The organism is Angustibacter sp. McL0619, from assembly GCF_049994355.1.
Classification (GTDB): Bacteria; Actinomycetota; Actinomycetes; order Actinomycetales; family Angustibacteraceae; genus Angustibacter.
On the sequence record NZ_CP188257.1, the window covers coordinates 592,645 to 609,681 of the forward strand.

Sequence of the window (17,037 nt, forward strand, 5' to 3'; positions counted from 1 at the left end):
CCTCGCAGGAGGTGTCACGTGGGGGGTGGCCGGGGCCCTCGTCCTGGCGCTGGACACGTCCGACGCCACTGTCGGGCACGCGCACGCGCAGTTCGGCATCTCTGTCCTGGCGCTGCTGTTCGGCGTGTGGACCTTCTGGACGCACGGTCGTCGACAGGTGACGGCGGCCGGCGTCTACGGCATCGGCTCGGCCGTCTTCGTGGGCTTCGCCGGTCTGTACTGGTGGAACGACAGGGGTCGCCTGCTCCCTGGCACTCTTTTCGCGGCGACCGCGGTCTGCTACTTCACGCACGTGGGCATGTACTTTCTCTTCTGGCACCGCCAAGGTCGCGGCTTCAAGGACCTTCCGTGGCACCCGGCTGAGCGCGACGTCAGCAACGGCGGCGTACTGCTGGGGGCTGTGGTGACCCTCTGCGGCGTGGCCGCCGCCTCCCGTGGAGCGCTCATCTCGTTGTCCGGGCCGACCGCCTTCGCAGGCATCGCCCTGATGACCGTCTCGCTGTGCCGCCAGACGAACCTGCGGGCCCTCAGTCCCCTGCGGATCCTGCTGATCGGGGCCGCCTTCGCGCTGTACGCGCGATACGTGTTCACGGGCTACGGCCGCCTGAACCTCGCCGCCCTGGGCCTGATGGTGGCCATCGTTGTCGCCCGCCAGGTCCCGGGTCGCACCGTGAAGCTCGTCGGCTTGCTGGGCGTCGGTCCGGCCTTGTGGGTCTTCATCCAGCTCCGCGAGTCGTTCGGGCGCTCCCTGTACGGCGGCTCGGGATTGAGCGGCATCGGTTCGGTGGTCTCGCCCCTGCGCTTCTTCGCGCGGCTCATCGACCTGCAGGCATCCCTCCCGCTGGGCAACGGCGACACGTTTCTCGCAGCTCTCGTCACCCCCGTCCCGTCGGCGCTCTGGGCCGACAAGCCACCCGGCTTCGGCGCCGTGCTGGCCCAGATCTTCAACCCGCAGGTGCTCGGCGTCGGCGGCTCGCTCGCGGCCCTCGCGCACGGCGAGTGGTTCTACGACTTCCGGTGGTGGGGGGTCGTCGCGATGGTCGCTGTCCTGGGCCTGGCCGTCGGGTGGACGGACCGGTGGCTGTTGGCAGCGAGCAGCCGGCCGATCGTGCACCGCTGGCAGCTGCTGTCCCTTACCGGGGCCGTGCTGGCATCCGCCGGTGTAGTCGACCTGCTTTGGGTCGGGTCGCAGACGTACATGGCCCGGACCGGCGTCCGGGTGCTCGTGCTGCTGCTCCTGCTGGTGACGTGGGGGGCGTTCTTTCGCCGTGAGCGCGGTCGCCGCCCTTCGACCCGAGCGCGCGACGCGGCCCCTTAGACTCGCCCCATGTTCTCGTTGGGATCTGCGCAGGCCATCGTCTACCTCGTGCTGGCTATCTGCGCGTTCGTCGTGCAGGTCTGGGCGCTGGTCGACTGCGTGCGCCGCCGCTCGGACGCGTTCGTGGCGGCCGGCAAGCTGACCAAGCAGCGCTGGACGATCATCCTGGCCGTCGCCACGGCGATCGGCTTCCTCTCGCTGCCGGGCGGGTTCCTGGGCGCGCTCGGCTTCCTGAACATCGCCGCGTTCGTGGCGGCGGCGGTCTACCACGTCGACGTCAAGCCGGCGCTGCAGCGAGTACAGGGCGGCGGCCGTGGCACGTCCAACGGCCCCTACGGGCCCTGGTGAGCGCGATGGGCGAGCGCGACGTGACGACCCTCGACCCCCGGCCGAGAGCGTTCGTCGTGGAGCGCCCGTGGGGGCAGTTCCAGCAGCTGGTGTCCAACGTGCCGGTCACCGTCAAGGTCATCACGGTCGAGCCCGGCCACCGGCTCAGCCTGCAGCGGCACGGGCACCGCGGGGAGTTCTGGCAGGTGCTCGACGTGCCGATCGACATCTGGCTGGACGACGAGCAGTGGGTCGCCAAGCCTGGTGACCAGGTCTGGGTGCCCTGTGGCTCCACGCACCGGATAGGCAACAGCGGCGACACCGCGGGCCGTCTGCTGGAGATCGCGTTCGGCGATTTCGACGAGTCCGACATCGAGCGGCTCGAGGACGACTACACCCGCTGAACCTCAAGACGGCCGCCGCCGCGTCGATAGGCACGATGTGCGGGGTTTCATTCGACGAGCAGAGGCGGTCGTGGACGTCCGGGGCACCCCGGACGCCGCGCGCCTCGGTCGTTGGCTGCTCGCGTTCCAGGGAATCGTCGTGGCCGGCGCCGGCTGGTGGGTGGAGCGCGGGGACTCGGTCCCGCTGCTGACCGTGGTGTTCGGCCTGGCCGCCGTCCTCGCGGCCATCGCGTCGGCGGCGCTGCCCTGGTCGCGTCTGCGGCCGCCGACGCTGACGGCGTACCCGCTGGCCGGGCTGCTGATGCTGGGCGTGGTCGCCCACGTCGCGCCGTCCGTGGGTCTGTCGTTCCTCGGCTTCCTGACCCTGTGGTTCATGTTCGTCGGCCTGGTCGCTCCGCTGTTCTCCGCGTTCGTGCTGCTCGGCCCCGCCGTGCTCGTCTGGGTGCTGGCTCAGGGATCGCTGGGGCCGGACAAGATCGTCCGCATCGCCATCAACTCGGTCGTCTGGGTCGCGCTCGGCAACGTGCTCGCGCTGCAGGCGGCCGCCAGCCGGCTGCGCACCGACAACCTGGCGCACCAGGCCGAGACCGACGCGCTGACCGGCCTGCCGAACCGCCGCGCGCTGGAGGCGACACTGTCCAAGATGATGCCCGGCGACGTGGTCGTCGTGGTGGACCTCGACCACTTCAAGCAGGTCAATGACCTGGGCGGTCACGAGTTCGGCGACCGGGTGCTCGTCGACTTCGCGCAGACCCTCGCCTCGGTGGTGCGTGGCTCGGACCTGGTGGCCCGCTACGGCGGCGAGGAGTTCGTCCTGGTGCTCGCCCGCGGCGGGGTCTACGGGATCGGCGCCGCCTCGGTGCTGGCCCGGCTCCGCGGCCAGTGGAGCATGCTGCACCCGGACATCACCTGGTCGGCTGGTGCGAGTTGCCACGTGGCGGGCGAGGAGCCGCACGCCACGCTGCGCGAGGCGGACCGAGCGCTGTACCGGGCCAAGGACGAGGGCCGCGACCGGGTCGCGGTGTCCAGCAGTGCCCGCGAGCTGGTGGGCATCGCGACGCCGTCCGACTGAGCCGGCCGACCGTCCGGCTGGCTGTCCGGCCGACTGGCCCGACCTGCCGAGGTGCACGTCGTCCCAGTACCGTCGGCGCATGCCTGACGTCCCCCTCGCGCACGTCGTCCGTTCGGGTTTCGTGGAGTCCGTGCACCACGGCAGTGTGGTCGTGCTCGGCCCGGACGGCGAGGTGCTGGCCAGCGCCGGCGACCCGAAGGCGCCGATCTTCGCCCGTTCTTCCAACAAGCTCGCGCAGGCCGCGGCGATGCTGCGCAGCGGCCTCGACCTGGACGGCGAGCTGCTCGCCCTGGCAGCGGCCAGCCACTCCGGCGAGGCCTTCCACCTGGCTGCGGCGCAGCGGATCCTGGCCGGTGCCGGACTGACTGAGGCCGACCTGCAGAACACCCCCGACCTGCCCCACGACGACACCGAGCGCCGGGCCTGGATCGCGGCCGGGCGCAGGGCCGTCCCGCTGGCCCAGAACTGCTCCGGCAAGCACGCCGCGATGCTGGCCACCTGCGTCGCGGCCGGCTGGGACACCGCGAGCTACCGAGACGCCGACCACCCGCTCCAGGCGGCCATCGCCGACACGCTCACCGAGCTGGCCGGCGAACCCGTGGTGGCCACCGGCACCGACGGCTGCGGCGCACCCGTGATGGCCCAGTCGCTGACCGGTCTGGCGCGCAGCTTCCGGGCCATGGCGACGGCCGCCGCGACGTCCGAGGCGGGTCGGGTGGCGGCCGCCGTCCGGGCCTACCCGGAGTACCTGGGGGGTTCCCGCCGCGACGTCACGACGCTGATCCGAGCCGTACCCGGGCTGATCGCCAAGGACGGGGCCGAAGCAGTGTTCGCGGCGGCGCTGGACGACGGTCGCGCGGTCGCGCTGAAGATCGCGGACGGCGGGCAGCGGGCCCGCCCGGTCGTGATGGCCGAGGCGCTGCGGCTGGCCGGCGTCGCGTCGTCCGACGTGCAGTTCCTGCGGCACGCGCCGGTGCTGGGCCACGGCCAGCCGGTCGGCGCGGTCGTCGCGCTGCCGCTCGGCTAGGCGCCAGCGCGTGCGCGCGGTGGTGCAGCGGGTGGACGGGGCCCGGGTGCTGGTGGACGGCGCGGTCGTCGGCGCGATCGACGGCGCGGGGCTGCTGGTGCTGGTCGGGGTCACCCACGGCGACGGGCCCGAACAGGTCGCCACGATCGCCCGGAAGGTGGCCGAGCTGCGCATCATGGACGACGAGCGGTCCGTGCTGGACGTCGGCGGCGGGGTGCTGGTGGTCAGCCAGTTCACCCTCTACGGCGACACCCGCAAGGGACGTCGCCCGTCCTGGTCCGCGGCCGCTCCGGGGTCGGTGGCCGAGCCGTTGGTCGCCGACGTGGTCACGGCCCTGCGGGCGCGCGGCCTGCAGGTGGAGACCGGTGAGTTCGGCGCGCAGATGCGGGTGGAGCTGGCTGGTGACGGGCCGGTCACCGTGCTGCTGGAGGCCTGAACCACGGCCGGCCGGGCCGTACGACCGAGTCGGACGTTAAGAAAGCACTGCTTCGACCCGATCGTGAAGGTATGCCTCGTCGTGCCGTCCTGGTCCCTGTCGTCCTGCTCGCCAGTCTGAGCGTGGTGGGGCTGGCCGATCCATCGGCGGCCAGCTCGCCGGCCTCGGCCCGCACGGCTGTCACCGCGGCCGTCAGCGGAGCGGCCAGCGCGGCGCGCACGGTGGCTGCGCCGACGGCGGCGGACCGGCGGATCGCCGCCATGCTGTCCGCCCGGGCCACGGTCGCCCGTTTCGGCACCCAGTACAGCGGCACCGTGATCGACGTTGCCAGCAACCGGGTCGTGTGGTCCTACAAGGGCCGCGTGCCCCGCCGTCCGGCGTCCACCACCAAGCTGGTCACCGCGACCAACGCGCTCAGCCTGTACGGGCCGGGCTACCGCTTCACCACGACGGTCAAGCGGTCCGGTGCCAGCAGCGCGTTATACCTGGTCGGGGCCGGCGATCCCAGCCTGTCCGGCACCGACCTGGCCGCACTGGCCGACCAGACGATCGCGCAGCTCAAGCTGGGCAGCGTCAGGACCGTGCGGGTGTACGCCGACGACCACCTCTTCGCCAGGCCTTCGCTGGCCGACGGCTGGAAGGCAGGCTACGTGCCGGCCGACGTCCGCTGGGTCCGCGCCCTGGTCGTGAACGGCCATCACGCCCAGGACACCTCGCTGGACGCTGCTGCAGCCTTCGCCCAGAAGCTGACCAATCGCGGGCTCAAGGTCAGCACGGTCGGCCGAGCCATCGCCGTCAAGGGCGCTCCGGTGATCGCGAAGGTGCAGGGCGACACCCTCGCCTCGATCGTGCAGCAGATGATGCTGGTCAGCGACAACGACCACGCCGAGGCGCTGCACCGGCTGGTCGCCCGCAAGGCCGGCTACTCGACGTCCTGGCTGGGCGCCCGGCAGGCCCAGCGCGTGGTGCTCGCCCGCGACGGGGTGCTGCTGCCCGTCGCCACTCTGCGCGACGGCAGCGGGCTGTCCCGCCTGGACCGGCTCACCTCGACCCAGCTGGCCCGGGTGGTTGACAACATCCTCGAGAGCCAGCAGGACGACCTGGCCGTGCTGCGCAACGGCGCCCTGCCCGTCGCCGGTCGGACCGGGACCCTGGCGCACCGCTTCGCGACCCCGCAGTCGCGATGCGCCGTCGGCCGGGTGGTCGCCAAGACCGGCACGCTGAGCGACACGGTCACGCTGGCCGGCTACACCTACGGCACGGACGGCCGGCTGAAGGCGTTCGCGTTCATGGTCGACGGCCTGGCGCCCAGCGCCACGCTGCGCGGCCGGGTCGACATGCTGGCCGCCACGGTCAACGGCTGCTACTGAGCGGCGCCACGGCCGACCAGGCCACGCCCACCTCACCCAGCCGCCAGCGCGTCGGGCCGTCCAGCACCGGCCATCCGTCCGTGCGCAGCTGGCCTGCCGTGGCCAGGAATCGTTGCCGCACACCGAAACCAGCCAGTGCGGCCGCCCGGTCCCATGCGGCGTCCAGGGCCTTGAGGTAGTCGTGCACCCGTTCGCCGGGCACGTTGCGGTGGATCAGCGCCTTCGGTAGTCGTTCGGCGACCTGCGACGGGCGACCCAGACCGCGCAGCCGCAGCGAGAGCGTCAGCGAGAGCGGACCGTCCTCCTTGCCGACCGCGATCCAGCTGGCGCGTCGTCCGACCTCGTCGCAGGTGCCGTCGACCAGCACGCCGCCGTCCGCCAGCCGTTCGCGGACCGTGTCCCAGCTTGATGCGACCTGGGCCTCGTCGTACTGGCGCAGCACGTTGAACGCGCGGACCACGATCGCTCGCCGGCCGCGTTCCAGCGGTATCTCGAAGCCGCCGAGCGCGAACGCCAGCCCCGGGCCGGCCAGCGGCTGGGCGTCGGCGACCCGCTGCGGGTCGATCTCCAGCCCGCGCACCTCGACGTCGGGACGCACCGCGCGCAGCCGCGCCAGCAGCTCGACCGCGGTCACCGGTGTCGCGCCGTAGCCCAGGTCGACGACCAGCGGGTCAGCGGCAGTCCGCCAGCGCGCCGCCAACGGGCCGGCGATCCAGCGATCCACCCGGCGCAGCCGGTTCGGGTTCGTGGTCCCCCGGGTGATCGCGCCGACGGGTCGGGCGGCGCGTCGTCCCGGCTCGTGCTGCACAGGTCGAGGGTGACATGCTCCAACCGTGCGCCGCGCCACCCGGGTCCTCGTCTCGGGGGTGGCGACCGCGCTCGCCTGCGCGGTGGTCCTGGTCGCCGCCTTCGCCGGCCGGCTGCCGGGCCTGCACGGGGACCGGGACGCCAGCGACCTGGTCCCCGGCCTGCTCCAGGTCCAGCCGGGGTTGCGCGGCGCGGTGTCCCTGGGCAACGGGGTGTACGTGCAGTTCGGGCTCGGCGGCCTGCTGGTGACCCGTCAGTCGGCCACCGTGTGGCGCGGGGTGGACCAGGCCTCGCCGTTCACCGCCGGGCTCGGGCACCTCGCCTGGAGCGACGCGGGAACGTCCGAGTCGTCCGGCTGGGAAGCCCACGACGGCCCGCACTGGCAGGTGCGCGAGCAGGTCGACCGCACCCTCGGCAACCTTCAGGTCACCGGGCGCACGCTGAGCGATCGCAACGTGGTCTACACCGGACGGATCTTCCACGACCAGCCGCGTGGCGCCGACTCCCTGCCGTTCCGGCTGACCATCACCCGGCGCGAGCCCGACTCGCGGATCGTGATGGACGTGCAGGTGCCCGGCGCGGACGCGGTCGCCATGCACGCCTACCGCCGCCCCGGCTGGTCCATGCGCGGCGCCGGGGTGCAGGGCGACCAGGTGCTGCTGCGCGACGGCCGGTACCCGATCCTGGTCCGTGGCACCGGCGTGCACGACACGGCCGGCGCCTCGCTCGGGCCGGTCCCGATGCTGTTGAGCAGCGCCTCAAACGGCTTCGCCGTCGACGGGACGGGCTACACCACCCTCGACCTGCGCCACCAGGGGCGGGTAGATACCACCGTCTGGCAACCCGAGCTGTCCGTGCGGCTCTACGACGGCACGCCCGTGCAGATGGTCAGCCAGCACAGCAGCGACGCCGGTCGCCTGCACCCGCTGCCGGTCTGGGCCACCTCAGGGGCCGTCGTGGGCGTGCGCGGCTCGACGCAGCGGGTGCTGGACGCCGCGGTCCAGCTGCTCGACGCAAACGCCGTGCTGGCCGCAGTGCTCGTGCAGGACGGTGGAGAACGCCCGCGGTACCCGGGCTGGCACGCCCTGGTCGACCGGCTCTCCGCCAAGGACGTGCGGGTGCTGACCAGCGTGAGCCCCAGCCTGGCGCTGCGCGCCCGCGCGTCCCGCCCGACCGACGAGCAGCAGCTGCTGGCCACCGCTCGCGATCGCGGCTTCCTGGTGACCGACGCGAGCGGCCGGTCGGTGCAGGTGCGCACCCCGGACCCGGACGTCGGGTCGGTGCCGGGGGCGCTGATCGACCTCACGAACCCCGCCGCGGTCACCTGGTACACCACGGTGCTGGCCGACCGCATGCGCGACGAGCGGCTGTCCGGTTGGCAGGTGCTCGGCGGCGCCGAGCTGCCCCCGAATGCCCGGCTGGCCGAGGGCAGCGCCGCCACGGAGCACAACGCCTGGCCGGCCCGCTGGGCAGCGATGACCCGCCAGGCCTGCGTTGACGCCGGGCGGCCGGACTGCCTGCTGCTGCAGGACACCGCCAGCGAACGGGCCACCGACGTCGGCGCGTTCGGGCTGGGTCAGCTGGCCACCGACTGGTCCCAGCGCGGCCTGGGTGCCGTGCTGCCGGCCACGCTGAACGCCGGAGTGGCCGGGCTGACCGTCGTCGCCGCGCCCGTCGGCGGTACCAGCACCGTGACGAGCTGGTCCGGACGCGCCCAAGAGCGAACCGACGAGCTGCTCGCCCGCTGGGCCGAGCTGGCCTCGATGGGCTCCCTGCTGGTCACCTCGGACGGCGACCGCCCCGACGCGAACAAGCAGGTCTGGGACTCGCCCGCACGGCTGGCGGCCTTCGCCCACACCAGCCGGGTGTTCGCGGCCCTCGCCCAGTACCGGCGATCGGCCGTCCGCCAGGCGGTGGTCGACGGGCTGCCAGTCGTCCGTCCGCTCTGGCTGGAGGACCCCGAGCTGAGTCAGGACCGCACCGCCGAGCAGTTCATGTTCGGCGACTCGCTACTGGTGGTCCCAGTGCTGAAAGCCGGTCAGCGGGCCGTCCAGGCCAGCCTGCCGCCAGGCACCTGGGTCGACCTGTTCACCGGCGAGCGGCACGTCGTCGGTCCGCCGTCCGCCGTCCCCAGCGCCCAGGCCTCGACTGCGACCGACCTGGCGACCCCGCAGGAGGTCACGCTCGCCGCCCCAGTGGGCCGAGCCGTCGTGCTGTACCGCGAGGGGGACGACGACGGCGCGGCGGCCCGGCGGGCGCTCGCGGGCGCCGACTTGCTGGTGCCGACCTCGCCGCCGGCCAGCGTGCCGCAGCCGTGAGCGGAACAGCCGGGCCCCTCACCGGCGTTGCGACAGGCGTGAGTGAGCACCCTGCGGCCGGGACGGCCCAACCCCACCGCGTGGCGATGCTCGCCGTGCACACCTCGCCGCTGGCCCAGCCGGGCACCGGCGACGCCGGCGGGCTGAACGTGTACGTGGTGCAGACGGCTCGCCGGCTGGCCGAGCGCGGCGTGCAGGTCGAGATCTTCACCCGGGCCACCAGCAGCAGCCTGCCGCCGACGTCCGAGCTGGCGCCCGGGGTGCTGGTCCGGCACGTCACTGCCGGGCCCTTCGAGGGCCTCGGCAAGGACGACCTCCCCGGCCAGCTCTGCGCCTTCGCCAGCGGCGTGATGCGCACCGAGGCCGCGCGTCCGGTCGGCTACTACGACCTGATCCACTCGCACTACTGGCTCAGCGGGCAGGTGGGCTGGCTGGCCGCGGACCGTTGGCAGGTGCCGCTGGTGCACACCATGCACACCATGGCGCGGGTCAAGAACCTGACGCTGGCCGAGGGTGACGACCCCGAGCCCTCCGGCCGGGAGATCGGCGAGCAGCAGGTGGTGGAGGCCGCCGACCGGCTGGTCGCGAACACCGCGGACGAGGCCGGCCAGCTCGTCGACCTGTACGGCGCGGACCCGGGCCGGATCAGCGTGGTCCCGCCGGGCGTCGACCTGGACCGTTTCACCCCCGGTGGAGCGGACGGCCGGCAGCGCGCGCGGGCCGGACTCGGCGTCCGGTCCGATGCCGTGCTGCTGCTGTTCGTCGGCCGGATCCAGCCGCTCAAGGCGCCGGACGTGCTGCTGCGCGCCGCCGCACACCTGATCGAGCGCCAGCCGGACCTGCGCCGCCGGCTGGTGGTGGCCGTCGTCGGCGGGCCCAGTGGGTCCGGTCTGCGCGAACCCACGATGCTGATGCGGCTGGCCCGTGAGCTCGGCATCGCGGACTGCGTGCGCTTCGAACCGCCGGCCGACGGTGACGCCCTGGTCGACTGGTACCGGGCGGCCGACCTGGTCGCCGTCCCGTCGTACAGCGAGTCGTTCGGGCTGGTGGCGCTGGAGGCGCAGGCCTGTGCGACCCCGGTCGTCGCAGCGGACGTCGGCGGGCTGCGGGACGCAGTCGCCGACGGGCGCAGTGGCCTGCTGGTGCCCGGTCACGACGCGGACGTGTGGTCCCGGCGGCTGGGGGAGCTGGTCGTGGACGACGCGCGCCGGGCCGAGCTGGCCCGAGGGGCCGTCGAGCACGCCGCGCGGTTCAGCTGGGACGCCACCGTGGACGGGCTGCAGCACGCCTACGCCTCGGCGGCGGCGACGTTCGCCGGCTCGCTCACGGGCGTGGCGCTGTAGCGTCGCAGCGTGTCGACCCGAGACGAGACCGAGCGGCTGCTGCTCGACCTGCTGGCCGCTGCGGGGATCGACCACGAGGCCGGTGGACGTCCGGGTGAGGTCGTCGCCACCCTGCCCGGTGAGCACAAGCTGCGGACCACGGTGTCGCTGCTGGTCGGTGACCACTCGCTGTCCGCGTCCGCGTTCGTGATCCGGCACCCGGACGAGAACGCCGAGCAGTTCTACCGCTGGCTGCTGCGGCGCAACACCCGGCTGGTCGGGGTCGCCTTCGCCACTGACGACGCCGGGGACGTGTATCTGGTCGGCCGGCTGCCGCTGGTCGGGGTGGACGCCGCGACGGTGGACGCCCTGCTCGGGTCCCTGCTGGAGGCCGCGGACTCCTCGTTCGACCCGCTGCTGACCATCGGCTTCCTCAGCTCGATGAAGCGCGAGTGGGACTGGCGGGTCTCACGCGGTGAGTCGACCCGCAACCTCGAGGCGTTCCGCCACCTCCTGGCCCCCGACGGCTGAGCGGCTGTCGATAGGCTCTGCGCCATGAGCGACGCGCCGCACACGCTGATCCTGCTCCGCCATGGCGAGAGCGAGTGGAACGCCCGCAACCTGTTCACCGGCTGGGTGGACGTGGCGCTGTCCGACAAGGGCGAGGCCGAGGCGCGTCGCGGCGGCGAGCTGCTGCGCGACCGTGGCCTGCTGCCGGACGTCGTGCACACCTCGTTGCTGCGCCGGGCGATCACCAGTGCGAACATCGCGCTCGACGTCGCCGACCGGCACTGGATCAACGTGCGGCGCAGCTGGCGGCTGAACGAGCGGCACTACGGGGCGTTGCAGGGCAAGGACAAGAAGCAGACGCTGGACGAGTACGGCGACGAGCAGTTCATGCTCTGGCGCCGCTCGTACGACGTCCCGCCGCCGATGCTGGACGACGACTCCGAGTTCTCCCAGTCCCGTGACCCGCGGTACGCGGACCTGGGCGCCGCCGCCCCGCGCACCGAGTGCCTGGCCGACGTCCTCGAACGCTTCCTGCCCTACTGGCACAACGGGATCGTGCCGGACCTGCGAGATGGCAAGGTGGTGCTGGTGGCCGCCCACGGCAACTCGCTGCGCGCCCTGGTCAAGCACCTGGACGGCATCTCGGACGACGACATCGCCGGCCTCAACATCCCCACCGGGATGCCGCTGGTGTACCAGCTGGATGCCGAGCTGACCCCGCTCGAGGCGGGTGGGGAGTACCTCGACCCGGCCGCCGCCGCCGAGGCAGCCGCAGCCGTCGCCAACCAGGGCCGCTGACCCCCTGACCCACACCCTGACCCCGCCCGCCCCGCCGTCCCGACGTCCCGACGGGAGTCCATGCCCGCCATATCGATGCAGCCGTGGTTGCAGCCAGGCGGGGGTGATCACCCCCACTTCGCTGCGACCACGCCTGCGATCACGTAGCGATTCCGAAGGCCCGTGGGATCATCCGGACGTCGGGCCGCAGCCGACCCGAGGATCGTGCGGTCGCGTAGGTGCGCTCGATCCTGCGTAGGACGTCGCGAGGCTCACGCCGGATGGACCGTGGAGTGAAGCCGAGCACCAGGATCCCGGCCTGGATGAGCTGACCATCCGCCTCGACAGTGCCCTCCCAGTCGGCGTCTCGGCTGTGGTGCGTCCGCGAATGCACCATCACCGCCATCCCGATGTCATCGAACCACGCGTCGGGTGAGATCAGCCGCGTACCGTCGGCGAGCTCGAGCTCCGGGTTGGGCCACGCGTGCGGCAGCACCCGGCTGCCAGCGCAACTCTGCAACAGATCGACTTCGGGCACGGACCACGCGCCGGTGTTGGCCTGGGCCAGGGCCCGCCTCGCCAGCGCGCTGCCCTGGCGAGGACCTGCCTCGACCTCGTGCATCACCTCCGGCAATGACGTCAGCCTGCGCTGAGCTCCTTCGATCACGATGCTCGCGGCCTCGTCCAGGCTGGTCGAAGTGCGCGCGGCATCGGCGACGGCTCGTGCCGGGCTAGCGATCCGGATGCTGCCGACCTGGACGGTGCGGGCGTCGGGTCGGGTGGTGCGCCGGATCTGGGCGAAGCCGACGTCCCGGCTGGCCTGCCGCGACGGCACGAGTACCAGCACGGGCCGGTGGCCGCGGGCGTTTCGCAGTCCATGCCACAGGCAGGCATGGTGGCCACTGATGACGCCACCCCCGGCCTCGAGGGAGGCCGCGATGAGTAGGCGGCCGTGCGTGAGCTGGCCGACGGTCGGCCGAAGGTCGACGACGCTGGGCAGGACGAGTCGCCAGGACCGACCGAGCCGCCAGCGCAGCTGCTCACGGGTGACTCCGAGCCGGGTCAGCTGCGCGCGGGTGAGCAGCCCCAGCTGGTCATCGGCGACCGTCGTCCAGGGCTCATCGGGCATGGCCTCGAGTCTGTCCGAAACACGCCTTGGAGCGTGGAACGCCTGTGGAAAACACCCCCCGTCCGCGGTCGGGCCGAGCACGATGCAGCCGTGGTTGCAGTCAGGTGGGGGTGATCACCCCCACCTGACTGCAACCACGGCTGCTACCACGAGGGCGCGGCGGTGGTGCGCAGGCGCGGGCGGCGGTGGCGTCAGGGCGTGTGCGCGGCGGTGGGGTCGTAGGACTCGTGCCACTCACCGGTCACCAGGTACACCACGCGGCGCGCGACCGAGACCGCGTGGTCGGCGAAGCGCTCGTAGTACCGGCCGACCAGCGTGATGTCGACGGCGGCCTCCATGCCGTACGACCAGCCGCCGCCCAGCAGCTGGGCGAAGATCTGCCGGTGCAGCCGGTCCATCTCGTCGTCGTCCTGCTCCAGCTGGACGGCGAGCGCGACGTCCCGCGAGGCGATCACCGATCCCGCCTTGGCCACGATCCGCTCGGCCACCTGGCCCATCTCCAGCAGGGTGGCGCGCAGGGTGGCCGGGACGGCGGAGTCCGGGTAGCGCCGGCGCGCCACCTTGGCGACGTGTCGGGCCAGGTCGCCCATCCGCTCCAGGTCGGCGCTCATCCGCATGCTGGTGACGATGGTGCGCAGGTCGGTGGCGACCGGCTGCTGGCGAGCCAGCATGTCGAGGGCGAGCTCGTCCAGCTCGCGCTGGATCTGGTCGATCTGCTCGTCCGCGGCGATGACGCTCTCGGCGATCGCCAGATCGGCGTCGAGCAGGGCCGTGGTGGCCCGGGCGATCGCCGAGCCGGCGAGCCGGGTCATCTCGACGAGCTGGTCGGAGGTGTGGTCGAGTCCTTCGTGGAACGCATTGCGCATGCGGCGAGGGTGCCAGCGCCTGGTGAACGGACTCCGCTGCCGAGGTGAACATTCGCTGAAGTCGCAGGTCAGCGGGTCGCTGCCGACTCGGGGCGCGGCGCGGGCATGCGTACGCTGGGCACGTGGATCCTGCAACGGCGGCGACACTGGGCGGTGTCGCCGGACTCGCGCTGGGCGGCTGCGCCCTGCTGGCGGTGCGCTGGTCCGAGCGCGCGCAGCGGGCGATGCCGGCCCAGCCCGAGCCGACCCTGCCGCGCGGCGTGGCCGACGTCCTGGCCGTGCTGCGCGAGAGCGCGGTGGTGGTGGCCGGGGACGACTCGGTCGTGAAGGCCAGCCCCGCGGCGTACGCGTACGGGATCGTGTCCGGCAAGGACCTGACCCACCCCGAGCTGCGCCACCTGGTCCGCCAGGTGCGGCGCGACGGCGTGATCCGCGAGAGCGAGCTCGAGCTTGCTCGTGGCCCGCTCGGCCCGGCCCGGCTGACCGTCCGCGCCCGGGTCGCCCCTCTCAGCGCCGGGCACCTGCTGCTGCTCGTCGAGGACCGCACCCAGGCGCACCGGGTCGAGGAGGTCCGCCGCGACTTCGTGGCGAACGTCAGCCACGAGCTGAAGACGCCGATCGGCGGGCTCTCGCTGCTGGCCGAGGCCGTGCAGGACGCCAGCGATGACCCGGCCGCGGTGCAGCGGTTCGCGGCACGCATGCAGGTCGAGGCGAGCCGGCTGTCCCATCTGGTGCAGGAGATCGTCGACCTGTCCCGGCTGCAGGTCGCGGACACGCTGCACCCGCCACGCCTGGTCGTGGTCGACGAGGTGATCGCCGAGGCGGTGGACCGCTGCCGACTGGTCGCCTCCGCCAAGGACGTCGAGCTCGCCGTCTCGGGGGAGCCCCAGGCCCGGGTCTTCGGTGACCGGGACCTGCTGATGACCGCGCTGCGCAACCTGGTCGACAACGCGATCGCCTACTCCGGCGCCGGCACCCGCGTCTCTGTCGCCGTGACGATGCACCACGGACTCGTCGAGGTGAAGGTCACCGACCAGGGCGTGGGCATCTCCGAGGAGGAGCAGGCCCGCATCTTCGAACGCTTCTACCGGGTCGACCCGGCACGCTCGCGCAGCACTGGCGGCACCGGTCTCGGCCTGGCCATCGTCAAGCACGTCAGCGCCAACCACGGCGGTGAGGTCACGGTGTGGAGCCAGCCCGGCGAGGGCTCGACGTTCACCGTGCGGCTGCCGGCGGCGCCTGGCGACCTGGTCCCCGCCATCGACCAGCCAGCCGTCGGGGTGGTCGCGTCCGACGACGTCCTCGATCCCGCCCACCAGAGCAACGCCCAGGAGGCCCGCGGATGAGCCGCATCCTCGTCGTGGAGGACGAAGAGTCCTTCTCCGACCCCCTGTCGTACCTGCTGCGCAAGGAGGGGTACGAGGTCGCCGTCGCGGCCGACGGGCAGCAGGCACTCGACGAGTTCGCCCGCGCCGGGGCCGACCTCGTGCTGCTCGACCTGATGCTGCCGGGGATCTCCGGTACCGAGGTCTGCCGACGGCTGCGCGCGCAGAGCCAGGTGCCGATCATCATGCTGACCGCCAAGGACTCCGAGATCGACAAGGTGGTCGGCCTCGAGCTCGGAGCGGACGACTACGTGACCAAGCCCTACTCCAGCCGCGAGCTACTGGCCCGGGTCAAGGCGGTGCTGCGCCGGCTCCAGGAGCCCGAGGACCTGCTCTCCCCGACGTTGCACGCGGGCCGGGTCAGGATGGACGTCGACCGGCACGTGGTGACCGTGGACGGCGCTCCGGTTCCGCTGCCGCTCAAGGAGTTCGAACTGCTCGAGCTGCTGCTGCGCAACGTCGGCCGGGTGCTGACCCGGATCCAGCTGATCGACCGCGTGTGGGGCAGTGACTATGTCGGCGACACCAAGACGCTGGACGTGCACGTCAAGCGGCTGCGAGCCAAGATCGAGCCCGACCCGGGACGCCCCACGATGCTGACCACGGTGCGCGGGCTGGGCTACAAGCTCGACGCCTGATCGGTCAGTCGGCGGTGGGCGTCACCGTGGCGAACGGCCCCTCGGCCGGCAGCACCGGGACCGGCGTCACGACCTGGCCGCCGGTGGGGGTGCTGATCGTGACGTCGAGCATCGAGCCGGCCTCCACCGTCAGGTTGCCCACCACCACGTTGGTCTGGTCCTCGCCGTTACCCAGAGTGACCAGCGCCCCACCGGGGAGGCTGACGGTGACGGGCTGCGGCTGGCCCTTGGCGGTGATCGTCACCGAGGCGTCGTCCGTTCCGTTGTTGACGATGGCGCCGGACAGCAGCCCCTGTTCGCCCTTGCTGCCGACCACCAGGAGGTCGCGGGCGACGATCTCGCCCAGGTTCGCGGTCACGCCGTCCGCCGCGTCGTAGTTCTCGTTGGTCGTCTTGGGTGAGAACACGGCGCACGACGCCAGCAGGGTCATCGATCCGACGACGGCGAGGGCCACCAGACCCCGGCGGATGGGACGCATCACGGCGACGACTCTCCTCGGACTGGACTGCCGGTTCGGGGGTCCGGCCGACAGCTGGCTGGACCCGTCGCACAGGGTATCGGGCGGGCGTCGAGCCGCGCCTGCCGGCCGTCCGCGCCCGCCGGGCACGACGACCCTCGCCGACCTCGTGTTCGCGGCCCGAGCATGCGCCCAGCCGTCTGTCAAGAGCCCTTGTGGTGACAAACAGGGGCTCTGACCTGCACCGATACAGTTCTGACTCCTTCTGCGGGACGCGAATCGCGTGATATTCTGGAGACCCGCGAAAGGGGAAAAGAGCACATGGTCTTCACAGTCGGCGAGACGGTCGTGTACCCGCACCACGGTGCGGCAGTGATCGAAGAGGTCAAGACCCGCACGATCAAGGGCGAGGACAAGATGTATCTCGTTCTCAAGATCGCCCAAGGCGACCTGACCATCGAGGTACCCGCCGAGAACCTCGACCTCGTCGGCGTCCGTGACGTCGTCGGCCAGGAGGGGCTGGATCGAGTCTTCGAGGTGCTGCGCACCCCCCACGCGGAGGAGCCGACCAACTGGTCGCGCCGGTACAAGGCCAACCTCGAGAAGCTCGCCTCCGGCGACGTGATCAAGGTCGCCGAGGTCGTCCGCGACCTGTGGCGTCGCGACAAGGACCGTGGCCTGTCCGCCGGCGAGAAGCGCATGCTCGCCAAGGCTCGGCAGATCCTGGTCAGCGAGCTGGCCCTCGCCGAGCACACGAACGAAGACAAGGCCGAGGCGATCCTCGACGAGGTCCTGGCCTCCTGAGTCGCCATCGACGTCGCTGACGGCGGGCCCCCTGACGGGGTGTCCCGCCGTCGCACGTTTCTGCGTCCGA

General features: G+C 72.4%; 18 protein-coding genes. 14 read left to right on the plus strand and 4 right to left on the minus strand.

Annotated elements, in window-relative coordinates; all coding sequences use genetic code 11:
• Nucleotides 1-25: 25 nt before the first annotated feature.
• The 7 genes from ACPPVT_RS02815 (at nucleotide 26) to dacB (ending at nucleotide 5,954) form a co-directional block, all read left to right on the plus strand.
• Nucleotides 26-1,318 (plus strand): hypothetical protein, encoded by a 1,293-nt coding sequence (locus ACPPVT_RS02815; protein WP_426565258.1) that lies wholly within the window; start codon nucleotides 26-28, stop codon nucleotides 1,316-1,318.
• A 9-nt stretch (nucleotides 1,319-1,327) separates the two neighbouring features.
• Nucleotides 1,328-1,666: a DUF2516 family protein gene (locus ACPPVT_RS02820; RefSeq protein ID WP_426565259.1), complete on the plus strand. Its 339-nt coding sequence runs from the start codon at nucleotides 1,328-1,330 to the stop codon at nucleotides 1,664-1,666.
• A gap of 5 nt (nucleotides 1,667-1,671) precedes the next feature.
• Nucleotides 1,672-2,049, plus strand: coding sequence for a phosphomannose isomerase type II C-terminal cupin domain (locus ACPPVT_RS02825; RefSeq protein ID WP_426565260.1), 378 nt, complete (start codon nucleotides 1,672-1,674; stop codon nucleotides 2,047-2,049).
• A gap of 70 nt (nucleotides 2,050-2,119) precedes the next feature.
• The gene (locus tag ACPPVT_RS02830) at nucleotides 2,120-3,121 is read left to right on the plus strand and encodes a GGDEF domain-containing protein (RefSeq protein ID WP_426565262.1); all 1,002 of its coding nucleotides are present in this window, start codon (nucleotides 2,120-2,122) and stop codon (nucleotides 3,119-3,121) included.
• Nucleotides 3,122-3,200: 79 nt separating this feature from the next.
• Nucleotides 3,201-4,148, plus strand: a complete 948-nt coding sequence (locus tag ACPPVT_RS02835) for an asparaginase (RefSeq protein WP_426565263.1) — start codon at nucleotides 3,201-3,203, stop codon at nucleotides 4,146-4,148.
• Nucleotides 4,149-4,158: 10 nt separating this feature from the next.
• Nucleotides 4,159-4,584: a D-aminoacyl-tRNA deacylase gene (gene dtd, locus ACPPVT_RS02840; protein ID WP_426565265.1), complete on the plus strand. Its 426-nt coding sequence runs from the start codon at nucleotides 4,159-4,161 to the stop codon at nucleotides 4,582-4,584.
• Between the two features lie 71 nt (nucleotides 4,585-4,655).
• The gene (gene dacB, locus ACPPVT_RS02845) at nucleotides 4,656-5,954 is read left to right on the plus strand and encodes a D-alanyl-D-alanine carboxypeptidase/D-alanyl-D-alanine endopeptidase (protein WP_426565267.1); all 1,299 of its coding nucleotides are present in this window, start codon (nucleotides 4,656-4,658) and stop codon (nucleotides 5,952-5,954) included.
• Here the strand turns inward: dacB and ACPPVT_RS02850 are convergent.
• A complete protein-coding gene (locus tag ACPPVT_RS02850; protein WP_426565269.1) occupies nucleotides 5,938-6,762 on the minus strand; it encodes a class I SAM-dependent methyltransferase in 825 nt (274 codons plus the stop codon). The two genes, dacB and ACPPVT_RS02850, sit on opposite strands and share 17 nt — an antisense overlap.
• A gap of 25 nt (nucleotides 6,763-6,787) precedes the next feature.
• Here ACPPVT_RS02850 and ACPPVT_RS02855 point away from each other — a divergent pair, with 25 nt between their 5' ends.
• The 4 genes from ACPPVT_RS02855 (at nucleotide 6,788) to ACPPVT_RS02870 (ending at nucleotide 11,709) form a co-directional block, all read left to right on the plus strand.
• Entirely contained in the window at nucleotides 6,788-9,079 is a 2,292-nt protein-coding gene (locus ACPPVT_RS02855) for a TIM-barrel domain-containing protein (protein ID WP_426565271.1), read from the plus strand.
• Nucleotides 9,080-9,165: 86 nt separating this feature from the next.
• Complete coding sequence (gene mshA / locus ACPPVT_RS02860; RefSeq protein WP_426567037.1) at nucleotides 9,166-10,422, plus strand: D-inositol-3-phosphate glycosyltransferase; 1,257 nt, start codon at nucleotides 9,166-9,168, stop codon at nucleotides 10,420-10,422.
• 9 nt (nucleotides 10,423-10,431) lie between these two features.
• Nucleotides 10,432-10,932 carry a YbjN domain-containing protein gene (locus ACPPVT_RS02865; protein WP_426565273.1) on the plus strand — a complete coding sequence of 167 codons (501 nt, stop codon included), beginning with the start codon at nucleotides 10,432-10,434 and terminating at the stop codon, nucleotides 10,930-10,932.
• A gap of 24 nt (nucleotides 10,933-10,956) precedes the next feature.
• A complete protein-coding gene (locus ACPPVT_RS02870; RefSeq protein WP_426565275.1) occupies nucleotides 10,957-11,709 on the plus strand; it encodes a phosphoglyceromutase in 753 nt (250 codons plus the stop codon).
• A gap of 139 nt (nucleotides 11,710-11,848) precedes the next feature.
• Here ACPPVT_RS02870 and ACPPVT_RS02875 read toward each other — a convergent pair whose 3' ends face one another.
• Together ACPPVT_RS02875 and phoU are read right to left on the minus strand one after the other, a co-directional pair.
• Nucleotides 11,849-12,817, minus strand: coding sequence for a hypothetical protein (locus tag ACPPVT_RS02875; protein ID WP_426565276.1), 969 nt, complete (start codon nucleotides 12,815-12,817; stop codon nucleotides 11,849-11,851).
• Between the two features lie 191 nt (nucleotides 12,818-13,008).
• Nucleotides 13,009-13,683, minus strand: coding sequence for a phosphate signaling complex protein PhoU (gene phoU / locus ACPPVT_RS02880; protein ID WP_426565278.1), 675 nt, complete (start codon nucleotides 13,681-13,683; stop codon nucleotides 13,009-13,011).
• 122 nt (nucleotides 13,684-13,805) lie between these two features.
• On the opposite strand from phoU, the gene ACPPVT_RS02885 reads away from it, so the two are divergent.
• A complete protein-coding gene (locus ACPPVT_RS02885) occupies nucleotides 13,806-15,029 on the plus strand; it encodes a sensor histidine kinase (RefSeq protein WP_426565280.1) in 1,224 nt (407 codons plus the stop codon).
• Complete coding sequence (locus tag ACPPVT_RS02890; RefSeq protein ID WP_426565282.1) at nucleotides 15,026-15,706, plus strand: response regulator; 681 nt, start codon at nucleotides 15,026-15,028, stop codon at nucleotides 15,704-15,706. Before ACPPVT_RS02885 ends, ACPPVT_RS02890 begins: the two co-directional genes overlap by 4 nt.
• A gap of 4 nt (nucleotides 15,707-15,710) precedes the next feature.
• Here the strand turns inward: ACPPVT_RS02890 and ACPPVT_RS02895 are convergent, their stop codons facing one another.
• On the minus strand, nucleotides 15,711-16,187 hold the full coding sequence (locus tag ACPPVT_RS02895) for a hypothetical protein (protein ID WP_426565284.1): 477 nt from the start codon (nucleotides 16,185-16,187) through the stop codon (nucleotides 15,711-15,713).
• Between the two features lie 297 nt (nucleotides 16,188-16,484).
• Between ACPPVT_RS02895 and ACPPVT_RS02900 the strand changes: the two genes are divergently transcribed.
• Nucleotides 16,485-16,967: a CarD family transcriptional regulator gene (locus ACPPVT_RS02900; RefSeq protein ID WP_426565286.1), complete on the plus strand. Its 483-nt coding sequence runs from the start codon at nucleotides 16,485-16,487 to the stop codon at nucleotides 16,965-16,967.
• The last annotated feature ends 70 nt before the right edge of the window (nucleotides 16,968-17,037 follow it).

What these genes read in the sequence shown, in the direction of transcription:
- phoU (WP_426565278.1), bottom strand. Translation starts at nt 13,683, where the DNA reads ATGCGCAATGCGTTCCACGAAGGACTCGACCACACCTCCGACCAGCTC.
- ACPPVT_RS02875 (WP_426565276.1), bottom strand. Translation starts at nt 12,817, where the DNA reads ATGCCCGATGAGCCCTGGACGACGGTCGCCGATGACCAGCTGGGGCTG.
- dacB (WP_426565267.1), top strand. Translation starts at nt 4,656, where the DNA reads ATGCCTCGTCGTGCCGTCCTGGTCCCTGTCGTCCTGCTCGCCAGTCTG.
- ACPPVT_RS02835 (WP_426565263.1), top strand. Translation starts at nt 3,201, where the DNA reads ATGCCTGACGTCCCCCTCGCGCACGTCGTCCGTTCGGGTTTCGTGGAG.
- ACPPVT_RS02825 (WP_426565260.1), top strand. Translation starts at nt 1,672, where the DNA reads ATGGGCGAGCGCGACGTGACGACCCTCGACCCCCGGCCGAGAGCGTTC.
- ACPPVT_RS02820 (WP_426565259.1), top strand. Translation starts at nt 1,328, where the DNA reads ATGTTCTCGTTGGGATCTGCGCAGGCCATCGTCTACCTCGTGCTGGCT.
- ACPPVT_RS02900 (WP_426565286.1), top strand. Translation starts at nt 16,485, where the DNA reads ATGGTCTTCACAGTCGGCGAGACGGTCGTGTACCCGCACCACGGTGCG.
- ACPPVT_RS02890 (WP_426565282.1), top strand. Translation starts at nt 15,026, where the DNA reads ATGAGCCGCATCCTCGTCGTGGAGGACGAAGAGTCCTTCTCCGACCCC.
- mshA (WP_426567037.1), top strand. Translation starts at nt 9,166, where the DNA reads ATGCTCGCCGTGCACACCTCGCCGCTGGCCCAGCCGGGCACCGGCGAC.
- ACPPVT_RS02870 (WP_426565275.1), top strand. Translation starts at nt 10,957, where the DNA reads ATGAGCGACGCGCCGCACACGCTGATCCTGCTCCGCCATGGCGAGAGC.